Annotated in this window: 20 protein-coding genes and 1 pseudogene; 8 read left to right on the top strand and 13 right to left on the bottom strand. The window is 69.5% G+C overall.

All coding sequences use genetic code 11. From position 1 onward, the window contains the following. The first annotated feature begins 22 nt into the window (after window positions 1-22). Window positions 23-1,309: a M20/M25/M40 family metallo-hydrolase gene (locus tag B0F77_RS05495; RefSeq protein WP_086661672.1), complete on the top strand. Its 1,287-nt coding sequence runs from the start codon at window positions 23-25 to the stop codon at window positions 1,307-1,309. On the opposite strand, the gene B0F77_RS05500 is transcribed toward B0F77_RS05495, so the two are convergent. The 5 genes from B0F77_RS05500 to B0F77_RS05520 all read right to left on the bottom strand — a co-directional run bounded on the left by B0F77_RS05500 (window position 1,286) and on the right by B0F77_RS05520 (window position 4,426). After that, the gene (locus tag B0F77_RS05500) at window positions 1,286-1,789 is read right to left on the bottom strand and encodes a pyridoxamine 5'-phosphate oxidase family protein (protein WP_086661673.1); all 504 of its coding nucleotides are present in this window, start codon (window positions 1,787-1,789) and stop codon (window positions 1,286-1,288) included. The two genes, B0F77_RS05495 and B0F77_RS05500, sit on opposite strands and share 24 nt — an antisense overlap. Before the next feature lie 77 nt (window positions 1,790-1,866). After that, window positions 1,867-2,442: a pyridoxamine 5'-phosphate oxidase family protein gene (locus B0F77_RS05505; RefSeq protein WP_086661674.1), complete on the bottom strand. Its 576-nt coding sequence runs from the start codon at window positions 2,440-2,442 to the stop codon at window positions 1,867-1,869. Between the two features lie 58 nt (window positions 2,443-2,500). Further along, the gene (locus B0F77_RS05510; RefSeq protein WP_086661675.1) at window positions 2,501-3,085 is read right to left on the bottom strand and encodes a DinB family protein; all 585 of its coding nucleotides are present in this window, start codon (window positions 3,083-3,085) and stop codon (window positions 2,501-2,503) included. A 5-nt stretch (window positions 3,086-3,090) separates the two neighbouring features. Continuing rightward, the gene (locus B0F77_RS05515) at window positions 3,091-3,690 is read right to left on the bottom strand and encodes a DinB family protein (protein ID WP_086661694.1); all 600 of its coding nucleotides are present in this window, start codon (window positions 3,688-3,690) and stop codon (window positions 3,091-3,093) included. Window positions 3,691-3,703: 13 nt separating this feature from the next. Further along, the gene (locus B0F77_RS05520; RefSeq protein ID WP_086661695.1) at window positions 3,704-4,426 is read right to left on the bottom strand and encodes a class I SAM-dependent methyltransferase; all 723 of its coding nucleotides are present in this window, start codon (window positions 4,424-4,426) and stop codon (window positions 3,704-3,706) included. Window positions 4,427-4,530: 104 nt separating this feature from the next. On the opposite strand from B0F77_RS05520, the gene B0F77_RS05525 reads away from it, so the two are divergent. Next, window positions 4,531-6,192 carry a M14 family metallopeptidase gene (locus tag B0F77_RS05525; RefSeq protein ID WP_086661676.1) on the top strand — a complete coding sequence of 554 codons (1,662 nt, stop codon included), beginning with the start codon at window positions 4,531-4,533 and terminating at the stop codon, window positions 6,190-6,192. A gap of 24 nt (window positions 6,193-6,216) precedes the next feature. Here B0F77_RS05525 and B0F77_RS05530 read toward each other — a convergent pair whose 3' ends face one another. Continuing rightward, on the bottom strand, window positions 6,217-7,431 hold the full coding sequence (locus B0F77_RS05530) for an FAD-dependent monooxygenase (RefSeq protein ID WP_086661677.1): 1,215 nt from the start codon (window positions 7,429-7,431) through the stop codon (window positions 6,217-6,219). 87 nt (window positions 7,432-7,518) lie between these two features. On the opposite strand from B0F77_RS05530, the gene B0F77_RS05535 reads away from it, so the two are divergent. Continuing rightward, entirely contained in the window at window positions 7,519-8,055 is a 537-nt protein-coding gene (locus B0F77_RS05535; protein WP_086661678.1) for a TetR/AcrR family transcriptional regulator, read from the top strand. Between the two features lies 1 nt (window position 8,056). Here the strand turns inward: B0F77_RS05535 and B0F77_RS05540 are convergent, their stop codons facing one another. Continuing rightward, window positions 8,057-9,151 carry a hypothetical protein gene (locus tag B0F77_RS05540; RefSeq protein ID WP_086661679.1) on the bottom strand — a complete coding sequence of 365 codons (1,095 nt, stop codon included), beginning with the start codon at window positions 9,149-9,151 and terminating at the stop codon, window positions 8,057-8,059. Window positions 9,152-9,284: 133 nt separating this feature from the next. Between B0F77_RS05540 and B0F77_RS05545 the strand changes: the two genes are divergently transcribed. Both B0F77_RS05545 and B0F77_RS05550 read left to right on the top strand, forming a co-directional pair. Further along, window positions 9,285-9,740, top strand: a complete 456-nt coding sequence (locus B0F77_RS05545; RefSeq protein WP_086661680.1) for a hypothetical protein — start codon at window positions 9,285-9,287, stop codon at window positions 9,738-9,740. An 83-nt stretch (window positions 9,741-9,823) separates the two neighbouring features. Continuing rightward, window positions 9,824-10,588, top strand: a complete 765-nt coding sequence (locus B0F77_RS05550) for an alpha/beta fold hydrolase (RefSeq protein WP_086661681.1) — start codon at window positions 9,824-9,826, stop codon at window positions 10,586-10,588. Here B0F77_RS05550 and B0F77_RS05555 read toward each other — a convergent pair. The 5 genes from B0F77_RS05555 to B0F77_RS05575 form a co-directional block, all read right to left on the bottom strand. After that, window positions 10,585-11,130 carry a TetR/AcrR family transcriptional regulator gene (locus tag B0F77_RS05555; RefSeq protein WP_086661682.1) on the bottom strand — a complete coding sequence of 182 codons (546 nt, stop codon included), beginning with the start codon at window positions 11,128-11,130 and terminating at the stop codon, window positions 10,585-10,587. The genes B0F77_RS05550 and B0F77_RS05555 overlap by 4 nt on opposite strands. Window positions 11,131-11,137: 7 nt before the next feature. After that, window positions 11,138-12,205, bottom strand: coding sequence for an agmatine deiminase family protein (locus B0F77_RS05560; RefSeq protein WP_086661683.1), 1,068 nt, complete (start codon window positions 12,203-12,205; stop codon window positions 11,138-11,140). Window positions 12,206-12,254: 49 nt separating this feature from the next. Then, entirely contained in the window at window positions 12,255-12,599 is a 345-nt protein-coding gene (locus tag B0F77_RS05565; RefSeq protein ID WP_086661684.1) for a hypothetical protein, read from the bottom strand. Window positions 12,600-12,697: 98 nt separating this feature from the next. Then, window positions 12,698-13,483, bottom strand: a complete 786-nt coding sequence (locus B0F77_RS05570) for a pentapeptide repeat-containing protein (RefSeq protein WP_086661685.1) — start codon at window positions 13,481-13,483, stop codon at window positions 12,698-12,700. Window positions 13,484-13,514: 31 nt separating this feature from the next. After that, window positions 13,515-14,696: a coiled-coil domain-containing protein gene (locus B0F77_RS05575; RefSeq protein WP_143466581.1), complete on the bottom strand. Its 1,182-nt coding sequence runs from the start codon at window positions 14,694-14,696 to the stop codon at window positions 13,515-13,517. A 685-nt stretch (window positions 14,697-15,381) separates the two neighbouring features. On the opposite strand from B0F77_RS05575, the gene B0F77_RS48905 reads away from it, so the two are divergent. From B0F77_RS48905 to B0F77_RS50490, 3 genes are all read left to right on the top strand, one after another. Next, the gene (locus B0F77_RS48905; RefSeq protein WP_211293673.1) at window positions 15,382-15,558 is read left to right on the top strand and encodes a hypothetical protein; all 177 of its coding nucleotides are present in this window, start codon (window positions 15,382-15,384) and stop codon (window positions 15,556-15,558) included. A 355-nt stretch (window positions 15,559-15,913) separates the two neighbouring features. Beyond that, window positions 15,914-16,105 (top strand): hypothetical protein, encoded by a 192-nt coding sequence (locus B0F77_RS48910; RefSeq protein WP_211293674.1) that lies wholly within the window; start codon window positions 15,914-15,916, stop codon window positions 16,103-16,105. Then, window positions 16,102-16,236 (top strand): hypothetical protein, encoded by a 135-nt coding sequence (locus B0F77_RS50490; protein WP_281252470.1) that lies wholly within the window; start codon window positions 16,102-16,104, stop codon window positions 16,234-16,236. Before B0F77_RS48910 ends, B0F77_RS50490 begins: the two co-directional genes overlap by 4 nt. 412 nt (window positions 16,237-16,648) lie before the next feature. Here the strand turns inward: B0F77_RS50490 and B0F77_RS05585 are convergent. Continuing rightward, window positions 16,649-17,085: pseudogene (locus B0F77_RS05585) on the bottom strand (hypothetical protein); the annotation flags it as partial.

The following is a 17,085-nucleotide window of genomic DNA, read 5'->3' on the forward strand; positions in this document are numbered from 1 at the left end:
CGCTGATGCGTAGGGTGACGGCATGACGCTGGACGTGGCGCAGCTGTGCGCGCGGCTCATCCGCTTCGACACGACCAACCGCGGAGGCGGCGACAGCGCGGGCGAGCGGGAGGCCGCCGAGCACGTCGCCGCGATCCTGCAGGACAACGGCGTGCCGCCCACGTTGCTCGAACCCGCGCCCCGGCGCACCAACGTCCTCGCGCGCATCCACGGCACCGACCCGGACCTGCCCGCCCTGCTGGTCCAGTCGCACCTCGACGTCGTGCCCGCCGACCCGGCCGAGTGGAGCTTCGACCCGTTCGCGGGCGAGATCCGCGACGGGTTCGTGCACGGCCGCGGCGCGGTCGACATGAAGGACATGGCCGCGATGACCCTCGCGGTGATCAACCGCTGGCACGTCGAAGGCCGCCGGCCACGCCGCGACATCGTGCTGGCCTTCGTCGCCGACGAGGAGGACCAGGGCGAATACGGCGCGCACTGGCTCGTCGAACACCACGGCGGCTACTTCGCCGGCGTCGAGGCGGCCATCAGCGAGTCCGGCGCGTTCTCCTTCGACGTCGAGGGCACCCGGCTGTACCCGATCGGGACCGCCGAGCGCGGCACCTCGCACATGAAGCTCACCGCCACCGGCCGGGCCGGGCACGGCTCCCGCCGCAACCCGCAGAACGCGGTGACCGCGCTGGTCACGTCACTGGCGCGGATCGCGGCCCACGAGCACCCCGTCCGGCTCACGCCGACCGTCGAGGCGTTCCTGGTGGGCGCGGGCAAGGCACTGGGCGTCGAGGTCGACCTCGACGACGTCGACGCCACGATCGCCCGCCTCGGCCCCGCCGCGAAACTGGTCGAGAACACCGTGCGCTGCTCGACCACGCCGACCATGCTGCAGGCCGGGTACAAGGTCAACGTCATCCCCGGCACCGCGACCGCCCAGCTCGACGTGCGCACCCTGCCCGGCACCGTCGACGAACTCGAAGCGACCATCGACTCGTTGCTGTCCGACGGCGTCACGCGGGAGTTCCTCGAACACCAGCCACCGGTCGAAGCACCCGTGGACACCACGTGGTTCGCGTCGATGGCCGAAGCGCTGCGCGACGAGGACCCCGCCGCCGTGGTCGTCCCGTACTGCCTGGGCGGCGGCACCGACGCCAAGGCCTTCAGCCAGCTCGGCATCCACTGCTACGGGTTCTCGCCACTGCTGCTGCCCACCGGCTTCGACTACCGCTCCATGGCCCACGGCGTGGACGAACGCGTCCCCGTCGCGGGCCTCGAGTTCGGCGTCCGCGTCCTAGACCGCTTCCTGTCGAGCTGACCGCCGCTCCGCCAGCTCCTGCACCGGCGTCGGCAGGGTGGTCTCGAAGTCGATCAGCTTCGCCCACGTCGGCGTGACGACGACCCGGACCATGCCGTCGTCGTAGAGGGAGCGGACCTCGCGCTCCCACTCCACCCGCTGCTCCGGCGACATCTCGTAGCTGCCGTTCATCCGCAGGAACTCCTCCGGGATGCCGTCGACCGGGTCCAGCTCCGCCGTGCCGCGGATCAGCAGGATCTTGGGCGGGTGCACCTCGGTGTCGATCGTCAGCGCCACCGCGGGGTTCGCCCGCAACGAGTGCAGCTTCGGCGCGTTCTTCGACGTGCACAACACGATCTGCTCGCCGTTCCAGGTGAACGCGATCGGGATGCTGCGCGGCGTGCCGTCCTTGGCCACGTACGCCAGCCGGGTCAGGTCGCGGGCCAGCAGCTCCCTGCTCAGCGGCCGGTCGAGCACCTCGGCGATCTCGTCCTTGTGCATCTCGGGTCTCCCTCGTCGTCGTCACCCCGGGGACGGAGCCCGCCGCGCGTTCTCGACATCGCACGGCCAAGAACTTTTCAGCGGGGTGGCAACGGCAGCGGAACCGCGGGCAGACCGTCGATGCTCTCGATGTTGTACGGCTTCTTCCCCGTGTACTCGCGGAACTCCTCGTCGCTCTTGCGGCCGAAGTAGTCCGCGTGCAGGTCGCGCTCACTGCGGTAGTCCATGAACGGCACCGCGAACCCGCACGTGTCGCTGATCAGCTCGGCGGTGACCACGATGATCGCCCGCAATGCCGGCCCGTCCGCGTCGCCGAACCCCGCGGCGAGCTCGGCGAAACGCGGGTCGTCGCGGTACACCGGCTCACCACGGCCGTGCACGCGCACGATGTTCGGCGGCCCGTCGAACGCACACCACATCAACGTGATGCGGCCGTTCTCCCGCAGATGCGCGATCGTCTCGGCGTGGCTGCCACCGAAGTCGAGGTAGGCCAGCGTGCGGTCGTCGAGGATCCGCAGCGTGCCCCGCCGGCCCTTGGGCGAGAGGTTGATGTGACCGTCGCCCGCCAGCGGAGCGCTGGCCACGAAGAACACCTTCTGGTTCTCGATGAACTCCCACAGCCGCGGCTCGATGCGCTCGTATTCCTTACCCATGCTCAGCAGTATTGATCGTCGCGCGCCCCCTGTCAGCGGCCTTTCCCAGGACGTGAGCTCACGCCTGACCCGACGCCTCCCGCGCCGCCAGCTCCACCCGTTCCCGATGAGCCGCCCAGTCCACCGACGGCAGGTTCGACAGCCCCTCCCGCAACCCGGCCTCACCGTCCAGGCCCTCCCGCAGGACGTCCATGTGCCCGGCGTGCCGGTTCGTCTCCGCGATCATGTGCACCAGCAGCAGGTGCAGCGTCACGTAACGACGCTCCTCCGGCCACCACGGCACCACCCCCGGCGCCTCCAGCGGCAGCTCCGCGATCGCCGCGTCCGAGAACTCCGCGACACGGGCGTACAGCGCCAGGATGTCCTCGCGGGACTCGTCCGCGGTGGCGAACATGTCCGCGTTCGGGTCGGTGTCGTACTGGTCGGCCCACGGCAGCTTCTCGCCGAACTCCCGGCCCAGGCAGGCGCCGAAGTACTCCTGCTCGGTGGTCGCGAGATGTTTGACCAGGCCCAGCAGGTTCGTCGCGGTCGGCGTCAACGGCCGGCGCACGTCGTACTCCGACAACCCGTCGAGCTTCCAGCGAACGGCCTCCCTGGCCACCGTCAGGTAGCGGTGCAGGTCGGCTTTCGGATCCGATGCCATGCCGCTCAGCCTCGCAGAGCCCGGCCCGCGGCGACGGCGATTTCCTCCAGCCGGGCGCGGTGCCCGGCCCACCACTCCTCGGGCACGGCGGGCATGTTCGAGTTGCCGTCCTGCATGCCGACCGCGCCGTCGATCAGCTCCCGCACCACGTCCGCGTGCCCGGCGTGGCGGTGCAGCTCGATCGACACCTGCACCAGCACCTGCCGCAGCGTCACCTCGCGCCGGCCGGGCGACCACCACGTCACCACCCCCGGCGCGTCCACCGGTAACGCCGCGATCGTCGCGTCCGCGAACTCCCGCACCCGCGCGTAGAACGCCACCACGGACTCGCGCGACTCCTCGGGCGAGGCGTACATGTCCGACGCCGGTAACGCCTGCGCGGTCGACCACAGCGGCGGCTCCGGGAACGGCCGGGAGAACACGCGGCCGAAGTAGTTCAGCTCCACCCCGGCCGCGTGTTTCACCAGCCCCAGCAGGTTCGTGCCGGTCGGCGTCACCGGGCGGCGCACGTCGTACTCCGACAAGCCGTCGAGCTTCCACAGCAACGCCGAGCGGGCCGCCTCCAGGAACCGGTGCAGCAGGGCTTTCTCGTCGATGAGATCCACGACGAGCAGCGTCTCAGACAGCACCGACAGTTTTGAGCACCAGCAGATCCAGGTGATCGACCACCGGCCCGGTCTCCACCGCCGCGGCCTCCTCCAGCCGCGCCCGGCCCGCCTCGAACTCCCGCTCCGACAGCGACCGCAGCAACGTGTCCGCCTCCCACCGCACGGTCGACGCCTTGTCCGCCAACGACTCCGCCGTCACCTGGGCGACCGGCTCCAGCCGCTCGACGGTGAACCCCATCCCGCCGGCCACCTCCGCCACCGTCGGAAAGCCGTCCAGCGCCCGCACCGCCTCGGGGAAGAACCGGAACAACCCGATCCCCGAATGCCGCTCCCGGAACAACGACCGCAACACCACCACCCCGCCCGGACGCAGCACCCGCCGCAACTCCGCCCCCGCGGCCGGCAAGTCACGCACGTGGTGCACCACGGTGGACATCCACACCACGTCCACCGATCCGTCCGGCACCGGGATCGACTCCGCGTCGCCCGAGAGCATCGGCAGCCCGGACGCCGCCCTCATGTCGGCGGACGGCTCCACCGCGATCACGGACACGTCCGGGAACCACTGCGCGAACGCCCGCACGAACAACCCGGTCCCGGCGCCCAGGTCCAGCACCGTGCGGCCCGGCCGGAAATACGGCGCCACCGCGTCCCGCCACGACGACAACCCCACCAGCGAAATCTCACGGGCCACCCGGTACGAGGCAGCCTCCACAGCGTCGTAGCGCGTCATCTCGCCAGCCAAGCCCATACGGATGGCGGGATGACAGTGAGCCTTCACACGGACTACACAAGGCGGTGCCATGTCCCTGCCGTGGTACGAAAGGGTTGCCCTGCATGCGAAAAAGCCATCTCAGACCCCTGATCGGGGTCACGGTCGCCGCCAGTGTCGTGTTCACGATGGGAGGGGTGCCCACCGGCGCCGCCCCCGACAAGGCAGAGACGACGACGAACTACCAGGTCAGCAACGTTCGCACCGCTGAACAGCGCTCCAAGGTCGCGCGGTCCGGTGCCGCGATCGACTCGGTCGAGGAACACGGCATCGTCGTGATCACCGCGACCGAGCGCGAGGTGAAGAACCTCAAGGCCCAGGGCTTCGAGGTCGCCGAGCTGCCCAAGCGGATGGAGGCGAACGCCGAGATCGGGCCGTTCGACTTCCCCGCCGCGGACTCGAACTACCACAACTACGCCGAGATGACCGCCGAGATCAACAGCGCGGTCGCGGCCTACCCGAACATCCTCAGCAAGCAGGTCATCGGCAAGTCCTACGAGAACCGCGACATCATCGCGCTCAAGATCAGCGACAACGTCGGCGTCGACGAGAACGAGCCGGAGGTGCTGTTCACGCACCACCAGCACGCCCGTGAGCACCTCACCGTCGAGATGGCGCTGTACCTGGTCAAGGAGTTCACCACCAAGTACGGCAGCGAAGCGCGGCTCACCGACCTGGTGAACACCCGCGAGATCTGGATCATCCCGGACGTCAACCCCGACGGCGGCGAGTACGACATCGCGACCGGCAGCTACCGGTCGTGGCGCAAGAACCGGCAGCCCAACGCCGGTTCCAGCAACGTCGGCACCGACCTCAACCGCAACTGGGGCTACAAGTGGGGCTGCTGCGGCGGTTCCTCGGGCAGCACCGGTTCCGACACCTACCGCGGGCCGAGCGCGGAGTCCGCGCCCGAGGTCAAGGTCGTGGCCGACTTCGTGCGCGGCCGCAACGTCGGTGGCAAGCAGCAGATCACCTCGTCCATCGACTTCCACACCTACAGCCAGCTCATCCTGTGGCCGTGGGGCTGGACCTACGACGACGTCGCGCCCGGCCTGACCCAGGACCAGCGCGACACGTTCGCCACCATCGGCCAGTCGATGGCGCAGAGCAACGGCTACACGCCCGAGCAGTCCAGCGACCTGTACATCACCGACGGGTCGATCCCTGACTGGCTGTGGGGCACGCAGGGCGTCTTCGCCTACACCTTCGAGATGTACCCCGGCAGCTCCGGCTCCGGCGGCGGTTTCTACCCGCCCGACGAGGTCATCCCGGAGCAGACCGCCCGCAACAAGGAAGCCGTGCTGCAACTGCTCGAGCGCGCCGACTGCCCGTACGAGGCGATCGGCAAGGAAGCGCAGTACTGCGGTGGCACCCCGCCGCAGCCGGGCAAGTACTTCGAGAACACCACGGACTTCCAGATCGCGGACAACAGCACCATCAACTCCCCGATCGCGGTGTCCGAGGTGACGGGCAACGCCCCGGCCACCCTCAAGGTCGCCGTGGACATCAAGCACACCTACCAGGGCGACCTGCAGGTGAGCCTGGTCGCCCCGGACGGCACCGTCTACATCCTGCACAACCGCACCGGCGGCGGCACGGACAACATCAACACCACCTACACCGTCAACGCCTCCAGCGAGGTCGCCAACGGCACCTGGCAGCTGAGGGTCAACGACAACGCCAACCAGGACACCGGGTTCCTCGACAAGTGGAGCCTGCAGTTCTGACCCCCGCGGTTCCCGCCTGAGCCGTCAGGGCGCCGGTACGCCGGCGCCCTGACGCTCGTAGTCCTTCACCCGCATCGAGTCGTACAGCCGCACACCGTTGGAGTTGAGCTTCGCCACCGGCCGCACCACCCACGACGGCAACGACGTCAGCAACTGCGCACCCCGCGTCAACGCCCACACACCGGCCCGCGTCGACGGGATCAGCGTCTTCGCGACCCCGAGCGCCAGCGCCCGGCTCGCCACCACCAGCTCCCGCATCTGGTCCTGGTACCGCGCGAACGCCGCCTGATGATCGTCACCCACCGACAACTCACCGGCCAGCACGTACGCGCCCAGCACCGCCAGGCTCGTGCTCCCGCCGATCGCCGGACCAGGGCAGTACGCGGCGTCCCCGACCAGCGCCACCCGTCCGCGCGACCAGGTGTCGTTGCGCAGCTGCGTGATCGAGTCGAAGTAGAACGCGCCGTCGCCGTCCAGGTAGGACATCCACTCGTCGACCCGCGGATGCAGCCCGGCGAACGCCTGCCGCAACAGCTCCTTCTGCCGCGCCACGTCCCGATGGTGGTACTCGAGCTCCTCGGCGCTGCGGAACAGGAACACCGCCCGCGCGTCGTCCAGGTGCCGTGCCCCGTACACCGCCGCACTGCGCCCCGGCCCGATGTGCCCGGTCATCGCGCCCGGCACCCCCAGCTCCCGCGGCACCGACAACACCGCCAGATACGCGCCCACGAACGTCTTCGCGACCTCCCCGAACACCAGCCGCCGCACGTTCGAATGCAACCCGTCCGCCCCGATCACCAGATCGAACCGCCTGGGCGAGCCCACCTCGAACGTCACCGCGCCGTCCTCACCGACCGACGTGATCGAGTCGCCGAACACGTACTCGACCCCGGCGCGCGTGGCGTCGTAGTAGATCTCGCTCAAATCGTCACGCATCACCTCGACGTGCCGATCCGACGCCGCCGCGAACAGCTTCGTCACGTCCGCGCTGATCGGCCGGCGCGTCCCCTCGCGCAGGAACGTCAGCCGCTGCGTCCCCGTCGCCAACGCCTCGATGCGCGGCGACACCCCCATCCGCTCGGAGATGTCCATCGCCGGCTTGAACAGGTCCACCGCGTGCCCACCGGTCTTGCGCAGCACCGGCGAACGCTCCACCACCGTCACCTCGTGCCCGTACCGCGTGAGCCAGTACGCGAGCACCGGCCCCGCAACGCTCGCTCCGGAAACCAGTATCCGCACGTCACACCCCCTTACTTAACGGTCGGTAAGTCACTCGTCGGCGAGCCTACACCTCAGACTTACCGACTGTTAAGTAAGATTCGGCGCGTGGCCCGACCGTCCGACACCAAACAGCGCATCCTGCAGACCGCGCGCGACCTGTTCGCCACCAAGGGCGTGCAGCAAACCAGCCTGCAGGAGATCGCCGACCGCCTCGGCATCACCAAACCCGCGCTCTACTACCACTTCGCCTCACGCGACGAGCTGATCCGCAGCATCGTCACCCCGCTGCTCGACGACGGCGAAGGGTTCCTGACCCGCATGGAGGCCCGCGCCGAGGTCTCGCCCCTCGACCTCGTCGAGGGCTTCTTCGACTTCCACTACCGCCACCGCGCCGACATGCTGCTACTGCTCTCCGAGCTCACCACGCTCGCCGAACTCGGCCTGATCGACGTCGTGCTGGCCTGGCGCGCCCGCCTCACCCGCCTGGTCTTCGGCCCCACCCCGACCCTGGAACAGCAGGCACGCGCGGTGCTGGCGTTCGGCGGCATGCAGGACTGCACCATGCAGTTCCCCGACGCGCCGGTCGACGAGCTGCGGGCCGCGACGGTGACAGCCGCGTGCGCCGCGCTCGGCCTGACCTGAGCTACTGGCCCGCGGCCGGGGCCGGTTTGGTCTCCAGCAGGCTCTCCAGCCGCGACAGCTGCGCCTGAGCGCTCACGTAACGGTCGACCATCGCCCACAGCGGCACGCCCGCCCGGTCGCTGGCCCGCCGGATCAACGGGTAGTCCGCGCCGAGCGACTCGCACCCCATGGCGAACCGGCGCAGACTCGTCTCCGCCTTGCCGATTCTCTCGAGCTGGTCGGGGACGGAGATCCGCCACCTGTTCAGCGTCACGACGGCTGAGGGGAAGTCCAGCCGGTCCGCGAAGGCGATGGTGCTCACCCCGTGAGCGATCTTCTCCAGCTCGCGCGTCATGTCGGCGAGGTACTCCTCGAGGCGCGCACCCAGCGCGGTGATCCACGACGCCATCTCCCGCTCGGCCACGGCCACGTCGTTCTCGCGAGCGCGCCGGCGGAAGAGCCCGGGCTTGCCGACCGGCGGCTCGTCCGGCTGCAGCACGGTGGCCAGCCCGACCAGCGTGGCCGTGTCGGTGCCGATGGGTTCGACCGCGGTCGTGGCGAGCGAGAGGAGTGTCCGCATCGAGGCCTCGGTCAACGCCATGGCCGCCTCGACGTCGGCAGGTGCCACCGAGCGCGCCGCCAAGGACAGCTCCGCCTCGTCCTGGGCCTCGATCGCGTGCAGGTCGGGGTTCCAGAAATCCGTGACCGGGCTGCCGAAACCGAGCTGGGACAGATTGCCGGCGATCTCCGTGATGACGGAGACCAGGCCGTCACTGCGGCCGAATCTCGTCGAGTACTCGATCACCCGGTACGCCCTCAGGTCGAACGGCACCTCGTCCAGGTTCTGGGTGATCAGCACAACTCGGCGCCGCAGGCCGTGAGCGAGCCCGAGCTCGTACATCACGTTGCTGTTCAGGCCGGTCAGATCGGCGATGATCAGGGACGCCTCACCGATCCCGAGCACGACGTCCTGCAGGATGTTCCGCTGGTTCAGCACCGAATCGGCGCGGGTCGCGACAAAGCCCGCCCGTTCGAGTGCCGGCTTGAGCAGTTCGGTCCAGATGTCGTCGAACTCCCGCGCGAACGGCATGACCACGAACGCCTTCGGACTTGTCACCGTCAGACCCCCCTGAGAACAGACGCCGGGCCGACAACGGTTACCCCAGTTCGTAAGCGAACGGCAAGACAGCGGCTGAGTGACACCGTTCGGCCGCTGCCGATCAACGCGCGCATGAGCGAGCATCACGCGGGTGACCCTCCGCCACGCCTGGGTGCTGCCGCTGGCACCCACCGCCGCCGTGCTGCTCATCGCGGTCGCCCTCATCCCGGTCACCACCGCCGGCCCCGAAAGCCTGTGGCTGCTGGGCCTGCTGACCACCGCCGCACTGCTCGCCACCGTGATCGCGACGGCGGCCGGACACGTCTCCGGCGAACCCACCGAGAAGCCGCGGATCATCGCCGCCGGCACCGCGATCCTCACCGCCGCGACCCCGTTCGCGGTCGCCGCAATCCTCGGCGGGCCAACGGACCCGCTGGTCGTCGTGCCCTGGCTGATCTTCGGCCTCGGCGCCGGGTACTGGCAGCTCCAGTTGTGCGAGGGAGCGCGTTCGCGGCCGCTGCACGCGGTCATAGGATTCAGCTACACCCTCGTGTTCACCGCCGTGACGCTGTTGTTCGTAGCGCTCTCGGCACGCGTAGTCGACTAGATGAGAAACGGCTCTCGAAACCGGTCTCAATCGCCGTGTACGCGGGGTAGGGTCCGGCAATCCGAATTCACGCGGGGAGAGACATGCGCGCCGTCGAGATCAGACCTGGGGTCCGGATCCGCTGGGTGGAAGTGCCGGGCGCGACACCTGCCCGCGTGTACCTGCACGGGCTCGGCGCGTCATCGGCGCCGTACTACGCCGAGGCCGTCGCGCACCCGCTGCTGGCCGGGCGCCGCAGCCTGATGATGGACCTGCTCGGGTTCGGCATCAGCGACCGCCCGACCGGCTTCGCCTACTCGCTGGAGGGCCACGCCGACGCGCTCGCGGTGGCGCTGGCCAAGATCGGCCTGCGGCGCAGCGAGATCATCGGGCACAGCATGGGTGGCGCCGTCGCCATCGTGCTGGCCGCGCGGCACCCCGAGATGGTGCGCTCGCTCGTTCTCGTCGACCCCCACGTCGACCCCGCCACGCCCGCGCTCGGTGCTCCCGGCAGCCGGGGCATCGCCGCCTACGGTGAGGCCGACTTCCTCTCGCACGGCTTCGAGCGCGTGCTGCGCGACGTCGGACCGCACTGGGCGGCGACCATGCGCATGGCCGGGCGCGAAGCCCTCTACCGCAGCGCCGTCGACCTCATCCGCGGCACCTCGCCGACCATGCGCAAGCTGTTGCTGGAGCTGGAGATCCCGCGCGTCTTCCTGCACCCCGAGGAGGCACCGCCACGCGGGGCACGCGAGCTCACCGCGGCCGGTGTGCAGATCGTCTCCGTGCCCAACGCCGGCCACAACATCATGATCGACAACGTCGAGGGCTTCGCGCGCGCCGTGGCCCAGCAACGGTTGTCGGTCTAGCCGAGTTCACGGGCGATCGCGCCGGACAGCAGCTCACGCGCCCGTTCCAGGGTCGTCGAGCCGCTGTGCCAGCGTTCGCTCAGGCCTTCGACGAGCGCGGTGAGCCGTTCCGCGACCGCCGCCGCGTCCACGTCGGGATTCGCCTGGCGCACCAGGGTTTCGACGTCGGCGTTCCAGGCGTCGGTGGTGGCCAGCAACGTCGAGCGCAGCTCCTCGTGGAACGCCGCGCTGGCCCGCAGCTCACCCCACGCCACGCTGGTCTCGCGCACGAGGTCGACGTCCTGCAGTTCGCCCAGCAACATCTGCTCGACGCGCGTGCGCGGATCGTCCGACGCCGGGGCCGAGGCGTAGGTCTGCGCGCGGTGGTTCACGTGCTCCAGCGCGGCCCGCAGGATCCCGGCGCGGTCCCTGAAGTGGTAGTAGATCAACGCCGTGGACACCCCGGCCTCGGCCGCGAGCTTCTCGACGCGCAACCCGCGCACGCCGTCCTGCGCGATCACCCGCACCGCCGCCTCGAGCATCTGGGTCCTGCGCTCCGACACTGTGTCCTCACCTGGGTTCCTGTTGGGTGGCGCAGTGGATGCCGCCACCACCCGACGCGATGCCGTCGATGTTGATCTGCACCACCGTACGTCCCGGGAACAGCCGCTCCATCGTCGCCTTCGCCGCCGCGTCCGCCCGCGCGTCACCGAACTCCGGCCCGATCACGGCACCGTCGCACACGTAGAAGTTGACGTACCCGGCCGCGAAATCGGGATCCTGCACCCGCACGACCGACGGGCCCTCCAGCACCTCGACCCGCAACGACCGGCCGGCGGCGTCCGTCGCCCGCCTGAGGATCTCCAGGTGCCGGCGCGTCACGTCGTGGTCGAACGACTCGGGATCGGTGTCCAGCCCCGCCACCACCACACCCGGCGCGGCGAACCGCGCGTAGAAGTCGGTGTGGCCGTCGGTGATGTCCTGGCCCGCGATACCCGGCAGCCAGATCACCTTCCTGATCCCGAGCAGACGCGCCAGCTCCTCCTCGACATCGTGTTTGGTCCAGCCCCGGTTGCGGTTGCCGTTGAGCACGCAGCTCTCGGTGATGATCGCGGTGCCCTGGCCGTCGACCTCCAGCGCACCGCCTTCGAGCACCAGGTCCGTGCGCACCCGCTCGACCCCGGCGCGTCCGGCCACGAACGCCGCGACCTTCGCGTCCCGGCGGTGCTCCTGCTTGCCGCCCCAGCCGTTGAAGTTGAAGTCGACCGCGCCCCGCTCCCGCACGAACACCGGCCCGGTGTCGCGCATCCACAGGTCGTCGAGCTCCGCGGTCACCAGTTCGACGTTCGCGGAGCCGATCAGTGACCGCGCCTGTTCCAAGTCGTCGGCCCGCACCAGCATCGACACCGGCTCGAACCGGGCGATCGTGGTCGCGATCGTCGCCAGGTCGCGCTTCACCCGCGGCGCGAGGTCACGGCCCCAGATCCGCTCGTTCGCCGCGAACGCCATCCACGTCCGCGCGTGCGGCTCGCCCTCCTCGGGCATCAGCCACGTCCTGCCGCCGGTGTCGTCCGTGCAGCCGGCGAGCAGACCGCTCATGACGGCTGCCGCCGACTGCACGAAGCTGCGCCTGTTCATGGCGCGACGATAACCCTGACTGAAATTTCAGTCAAACGGTTCGAGCTGGTCAGCCCGCTGGATGGGTCTGGCCAGCGCACTGCCACGTCACGTACGCGCCCGGCGCCCAGCCGCGCACGTTCGTGGTCCAGTCGATGATGTAGATGAAGTCGCCGTTGCGGCTGCCACCGGCCAGGTTGTGACTGCGGTAGCCCAGCCCGAGCACCGTCGCGTTCCCGACGGGCCTGGTGCGGATCTTGATGCCGTCGCCGGTGAACTTGAACCCCGTGGAGACCTCACCGTTGCGGCACGCGGGCCCCCAGGCCAGTGCCGTACCGCTGGACGCGACCGTCAACCCCAGTGCCGTCGCGACCACCAATACCGTGGCCGCGACGCGCTTGATCGTCGAACGCACTTCCCCCTCCTCCCCGTAATTGATCAGGTGTGCGTTCCGATCGTAGGCAGACGGCCGCGCTCGTGCCCGCCAAACGGAGCAATCAGCGGACGTCCGTCTCAGCGGCGTCCGGCCGGCGCGTTCCAGTGCGAGGGCCGGGTCAACGTGGCCGGCAGCTTCGTCCTGGCGTCCCCGCGCGCGGCGTTGACCTGCGGTTGCGTCAGGAACAGGCAGGTGCTCAGGTCCGCACCGGCGAGCTCGGCGCCCCGCAGGTCCGCACCGATCATGTCCGCCCGCGACAGATCGGAGTTCGTGAGGTCCGCGCCGATCAGGTAGGCGCCGCGGAAGTCGGCGTTGCCGAGGTTCTTGTTCCGCAGCCGCGCGCCGATCAGGTCCGCGCCCCGGTACGACTTGGCGCTGCTGCGCAGCCGTTCGCTCGTGCGCAGCAGCAGGACGTTCACCTTGGCGCGGACCTCCGCGACATCGAGCCGCAGGATGTCGTCCGGCGCCGCGACCGTGTGCGCCTCGACCTCGGCGTAAGCGGCGTCGAGGTCGTCGTGCGGGTCGAGCCTTCGGGCTTCGGCGAGGTACCAGAGCAGTTCGTGCAGCTGCCGCACGACCGGGAACACGTCGAACATCTTCTGCCGCTCACCGGTGCGCCAGTCGGTGCCGCCGAACACGGTCTGCGACACACGCTGGCCCGCGCCGAAGCAGTCGTAGACCGTGCAGCCGGGATAACCCTTCTGCCGCAACTGGTCGTGGATGCCGCACCGGTGATCGGCCAGCAGGTTGCGACACGGCGTGCCCGCGTCCTTGGTGGCCGCGAAGTCCGCTGACTTCGCGAACGGCAGCGCGACGCAGCACAACCCGAAACAGTTGGCGCAGTCGCCCTTCAGCTCGTTCATCACCGATCAGGATACGGGCCGCCGTCCCGCCCTAACGGCGCAGCGCCCGCAACTCGGCCGCCGTCTCGTCAAGCTGCCGCTCCGCCCGTTCGGCCCTGGCCAGCAACTGCGCCCGCGCGTCCTCCACCGCGGCCAACGTCTGCCGCACCGCCGCCACCTGCTCGGCACCCTCCTGCCGGACCTCCCCGATCCGCGCGTCGAACTCACCGCGCGAGCGTTCCAGCTCCGCACGGGCATCCGCAGCGGCCTGCTCCGCCCGTTCCGCCCGCACCACGGCCAGGTCACGCGCCTTGGCCGCACGACTCACCGTCTCGGTGGCCTCCTGCCGCGTCGCCTCGACCAGGGCGGCCGCATCGGCACGTGCCTGCACAGCGGACTCCGTCTCGGCCCGAGCCTGCTCAGCCACCACCTGCGCAGCCGCGTGCGCCTGTTCGACCTCGACCTGGGCTTCAGCGCGAGCCTGTTCGACCTCCTGAACGGCCTGGGCACGCGCCTGCTCGATCTCCTTCGCCGCCTGCCGCCGCGCCTGCTCGGCGTGCTTCACCGCGTCCGCCCGCGCCTGTTCCGCCGCCTCCAGGGCCTGGCGCACCTTCTCGTCCGCCTCGGCCCGGATCTCTTCGATCACGGCCGCCGCCTGCACCCTGACCTCGGCGATCTCCGCCTCGGCCCGCTCGCCGGCCACCCGCGCGGCCTCCCGGGCCTCATCCCGCTCGGTGAACGCCGTGTCCGCCGCCTCGTCGGCTTCCTCCGCAGCGCGCACGGCTTGTTCGGTCGTCTCCTCGGCCACCTTGCGAGCCCGCTCCGCGTCGTGCCGGCGCCGTTCGGCGGCCGCCAGCTCCGACTGGGCCTCAGCGACCCGGCGGGCAGCCTCGGCCTCGGCCGCCTGGATCTGGCTCTCCGCGACGCTCGGGTCCGCCATGGCGTTCAGCTCGCCGACCGCGCGGCCGAGGGTCTGCGTCATCTGCTCGGACAGCACCCGGAACCGGTCGAGGAGCTCTTCGGCCCTGATCTTGGCGGTACCGGAGACCCTCGGGAGATTCGTCACGGTGACGACCTCCAGGTTTTGCTCGGGTGCTTCAGCCAGCCGCTGCCGCTCCCGCCACGCCCGCCAGCGCGTGTGCTCCGGCAGGTCGCAGTACTCCGAGGGCCTGCCTGGCCCGCCACCTCGAAAAACGGGGCGTTCGCAGCCGGGGAAGTTGCAGCTCGTCTCCACGGCAATATCGTAGCAGAATTACGTGTGCAGTTACGTTATCCAACGCAACGCTACCCAATCGGGCACGAAAAGTCTGACCTCCGATAAGTGAACGTTATCGGAGGTCAGAATTCTGCACGCGGTGCGCGGCGGCCGGGTCGATGTGACGCGCAGCTGTGGTGTCAGCGCTCGACCAGCGCAAACGCAGCGGCATGTCAGCGCATGCGCACACGAACTGTCGAGTCGGATGTCAGTGACCGATCCAGACGTTGTGCCCGGCGGCCGCAACCACGCCAGCGACCGCTCCCTTCCCTGCCGCACCCAGGAGGCCGGAAGGGCATCATCCGTAACGGTGTTGTGGTGGATAAGGGTCGTTATCCACCACAACACCAGCGAATTCGCGCGCGACGAGGTGATCCTCACGGTCCGGGCCTCGATCGCGGGCGGGAGAGGGGACCCTCGCCGCGATCACACTGTCCAATTCCCGCCGACGAGAATGACGCCGTCTACTGGCGGCGGTGAAGCCGCTGCGGCACAGTGGCGCCCCTCCGTTGTGGAGCACGATCCCCTGATCGACAGGAGCTGCCCAGTTCGGGACGACGTTGTAACTCGGTTTGAGCGCCGGTTGCCGGCTGGTTGACTGATCGGTCTCGCCACCGTGATGGAGATCGAACGTGACCCAGCCCGCTGACGCGGAGCAGCCGAGTTGACCGCTGCGGGCCGCCCGACCAGCGCGATCACCGTGCAGCGGATGCGGCACCGCTACCGCGCCGAGGGGCTGCGGGGCTGGTCGACGGGCGCAGTCGACGACAGAGCTCGCCACACGGACGGACCGACGATCGAGTCGTCGATGCGATCCAAGAGGCTCTGGCCGGCGAGGTGAACCGATCGACTGGCACCAGAGATCGGCTCCACCGGAAGGTCGAGAGCATCCTGGCGGAGGGGCACGGTGACGAGATCGTGCCGCTGCCGTCACAGGCGGTCTTTCACCGCCTGATCACCAAAATGTCGGCTGGTCAGCACACCTTCGGCACCGCGACGGCGCGACGTTCCACCGCCAACCGTCCCGGAGGGCCATTCACCGTGTCGTGGGCGGCTCGGCCTGGGCAGCAGGTCCAGATCGACTCCACTTCCCTGGACGTAATGGCCGTGTTCGACGACGGCCAGGCCCGCGGGTCGAACACACAGCGGCTGTCGACGTCGCCACGCGCACGATCTGCGCGGCTGTTCTTCGTCCAATGGGGACAAAGGCCGTCGATGCTTCCTTGCTACTGGCACGGATGCTGGTGCCCGAGCCTATGCGGCCCGGCTGGGTGGAGGCGCTGAAGATGTCCGCGTCCGTGCTGCCCTATCGGCGGCTGGCCGACCCGCCACGGAGCCTGCGGACCGGCGGGTCGCCGCGCGCACCCGTGCTGCAGCGCGGCCCATGATCGAGCCTGTTGAGCTCGCGGCGGTCGACGAGGAGTTCGACGACGACAGCGTCGTCGATGAGGAGGAGCTGGGAACGGTGATTCCGTTCGGAGTGTTCGACGCGCGAGCGGAGGCACAGCGATGGCCATGACGCCCGAATCGTCGTCGTTCGATCCACAGCCAGATGAGCCGTTGACTACCAAGGAAGCTTGGGCGCGGTGGGTTCATCAGGACCTTCAGCCGCCCGAGCTGCGTTCGGGCTGAGCCGACATGGACCCACCCACCTCGCGACCCGCTCCGGCGCCGAGGTCTCCGACCTGCTGAAGTACTTCTCCGAACGGATTCCCGCCACGTTCGTCTACGCGGGGATCGATGTCGAGCGGGCCAACCTCTTCGCTGGCAAACGCGCCGCGTTCGCCGAGGTCGGCCGACGACTCGGCTGGCAAATTCCATGCCGATGTTGCTCATTCCCGATTCCGTCCGGATCAGGTACACAGAGAGATTGCCACGCCAGGAGTCTCAATGGATCTGATTCCGTGCAGGTCAGAGGGCAGGTCTGTGCATCACGTAGATCGAGACAGGACATCGGCCGCACCCGCACTCGCAGGGGCGCGGGCCTCGTCCTTGCCGGCGTCCACGTGGATCGGCGGTGGCACGACGGCGGTGCTCGGTGGCACGAAGATCTCGCCGTTCTTGCAGTAGACGACGACCCTGCGCACGGCGCCACCGCCGATGTAGCTGGCGGGCCTGCCCTGCCGGGCGAACTCCGCGGCGACCTCGGCTCTGGTGACGTTGGGGGCGGTGATGTGGGTCTCGACGTCACCGAACCCGAATCTGACGGCCTTCTCGTGGGCGACCACGGCGGACTCGTACACCGCGGCGGCGCCGGCCTGGCCTGCCTGGGGCGGGCCCTTGAGCTGCAGCGGCCGCGGCGGGCGGCCGATCGTGCCGTCGATCCCGCCGAAGCCGTCGCCGAACAGCTCGACCGGCTCGCCGGTCG

This window comes from Lentzea kentuckyensis, from assembly GCF_002150765.1.
Classification (GTDB): domain Bacteria; phylum Actinomycetota; class Actinomycetes; order Mycobacteriales; family Pseudonocardiaceae; genus Lentzea; species Lentzea kentuckyensis.

What these genes read in the sequence shown, in the direction of transcription:
- B0F77_RS05495 (WP_086661672.1), top strand. Translation starts at nt 23, where the DNA reads ATGACGCTGGACGTGGCGCAGCTGTGCGCGCGGCTCATCCGCTTCGAC.
- B0F77_RS50490 (WP_281252470.1), top strand. Translation starts at nt 16,102, where the DNA reads ATGATCGAGCCTGTTGAGCTCGCGGCGGTCGACGAGGAGTTCGACGAC.
- B0F77_RS05560 (WP_086661683.1), bottom strand. Translation starts at nt 12,205, where the DNA reads ATGAACAGGCGCAGCTTCGTGCAGTCGGCGGCAGCCGTCATGAGCGGT.
- B0F77_RS05510 (WP_086661675.1), bottom strand. Translation starts at nt 3,085, where the DNA reads ATGGCATCGGATCCGAAAGCCGACCTGCACCGCTACCTGACGGTGGCC.
- B0F77_RS05525 (WP_086661676.1), top strand. Translation starts at nt 4,531, where the DNA reads ATGCGAAAAAGCCATCTCAGACCCCTGATCGGGGTCACGGTCGCCGCC.
- B0F77_RS05570 (WP_086661685.1), bottom strand. Translation starts at nt 13,483, where the DNA reads ATGAACGAGCTGAAGGGCGACTGCGCCAACTGTTTCGGGTTGTGCTGC.
- B0F77_RS05550 (WP_086661681.1), top strand. Translation starts at nt 9,824, where the DNA reads ATGCGCGCCGTCGAGATCAGACCTGGGGTCCGGATCCGCTGGGTGGAA.
- B0F77_RS05505 (WP_086661674.1), bottom strand. Translation starts at nt 2,442, where the DNA reads ATGGGTAAGGAATACGAGCGCATCGAGCCGCGGCTGTGGGAGTTCATC.
- B0F77_RS48910 (WP_211293674.1), top strand. Translation starts at nt 15,914, where the DNA reads ATGGGGACAAAGGCCGTCGATGCTTCCTTGCTACTGGCACGGATGCTG.
- B0F77_RS05520 (WP_086661695.1), bottom strand. Translation starts at nt 4,426, where the DNA reads ATGACGCGCTACGACGCTGTGGAGGCTGCCTCGTACCGGGTGGCCCGT.
- B0F77_RS05500 (WP_086661673.1), bottom strand. Translation starts at nt 1,789, where the DNA reads ATGCACAAGGACGAGATCGCCGAGGTGCTCGACCGGCCGCTGAGCAGG.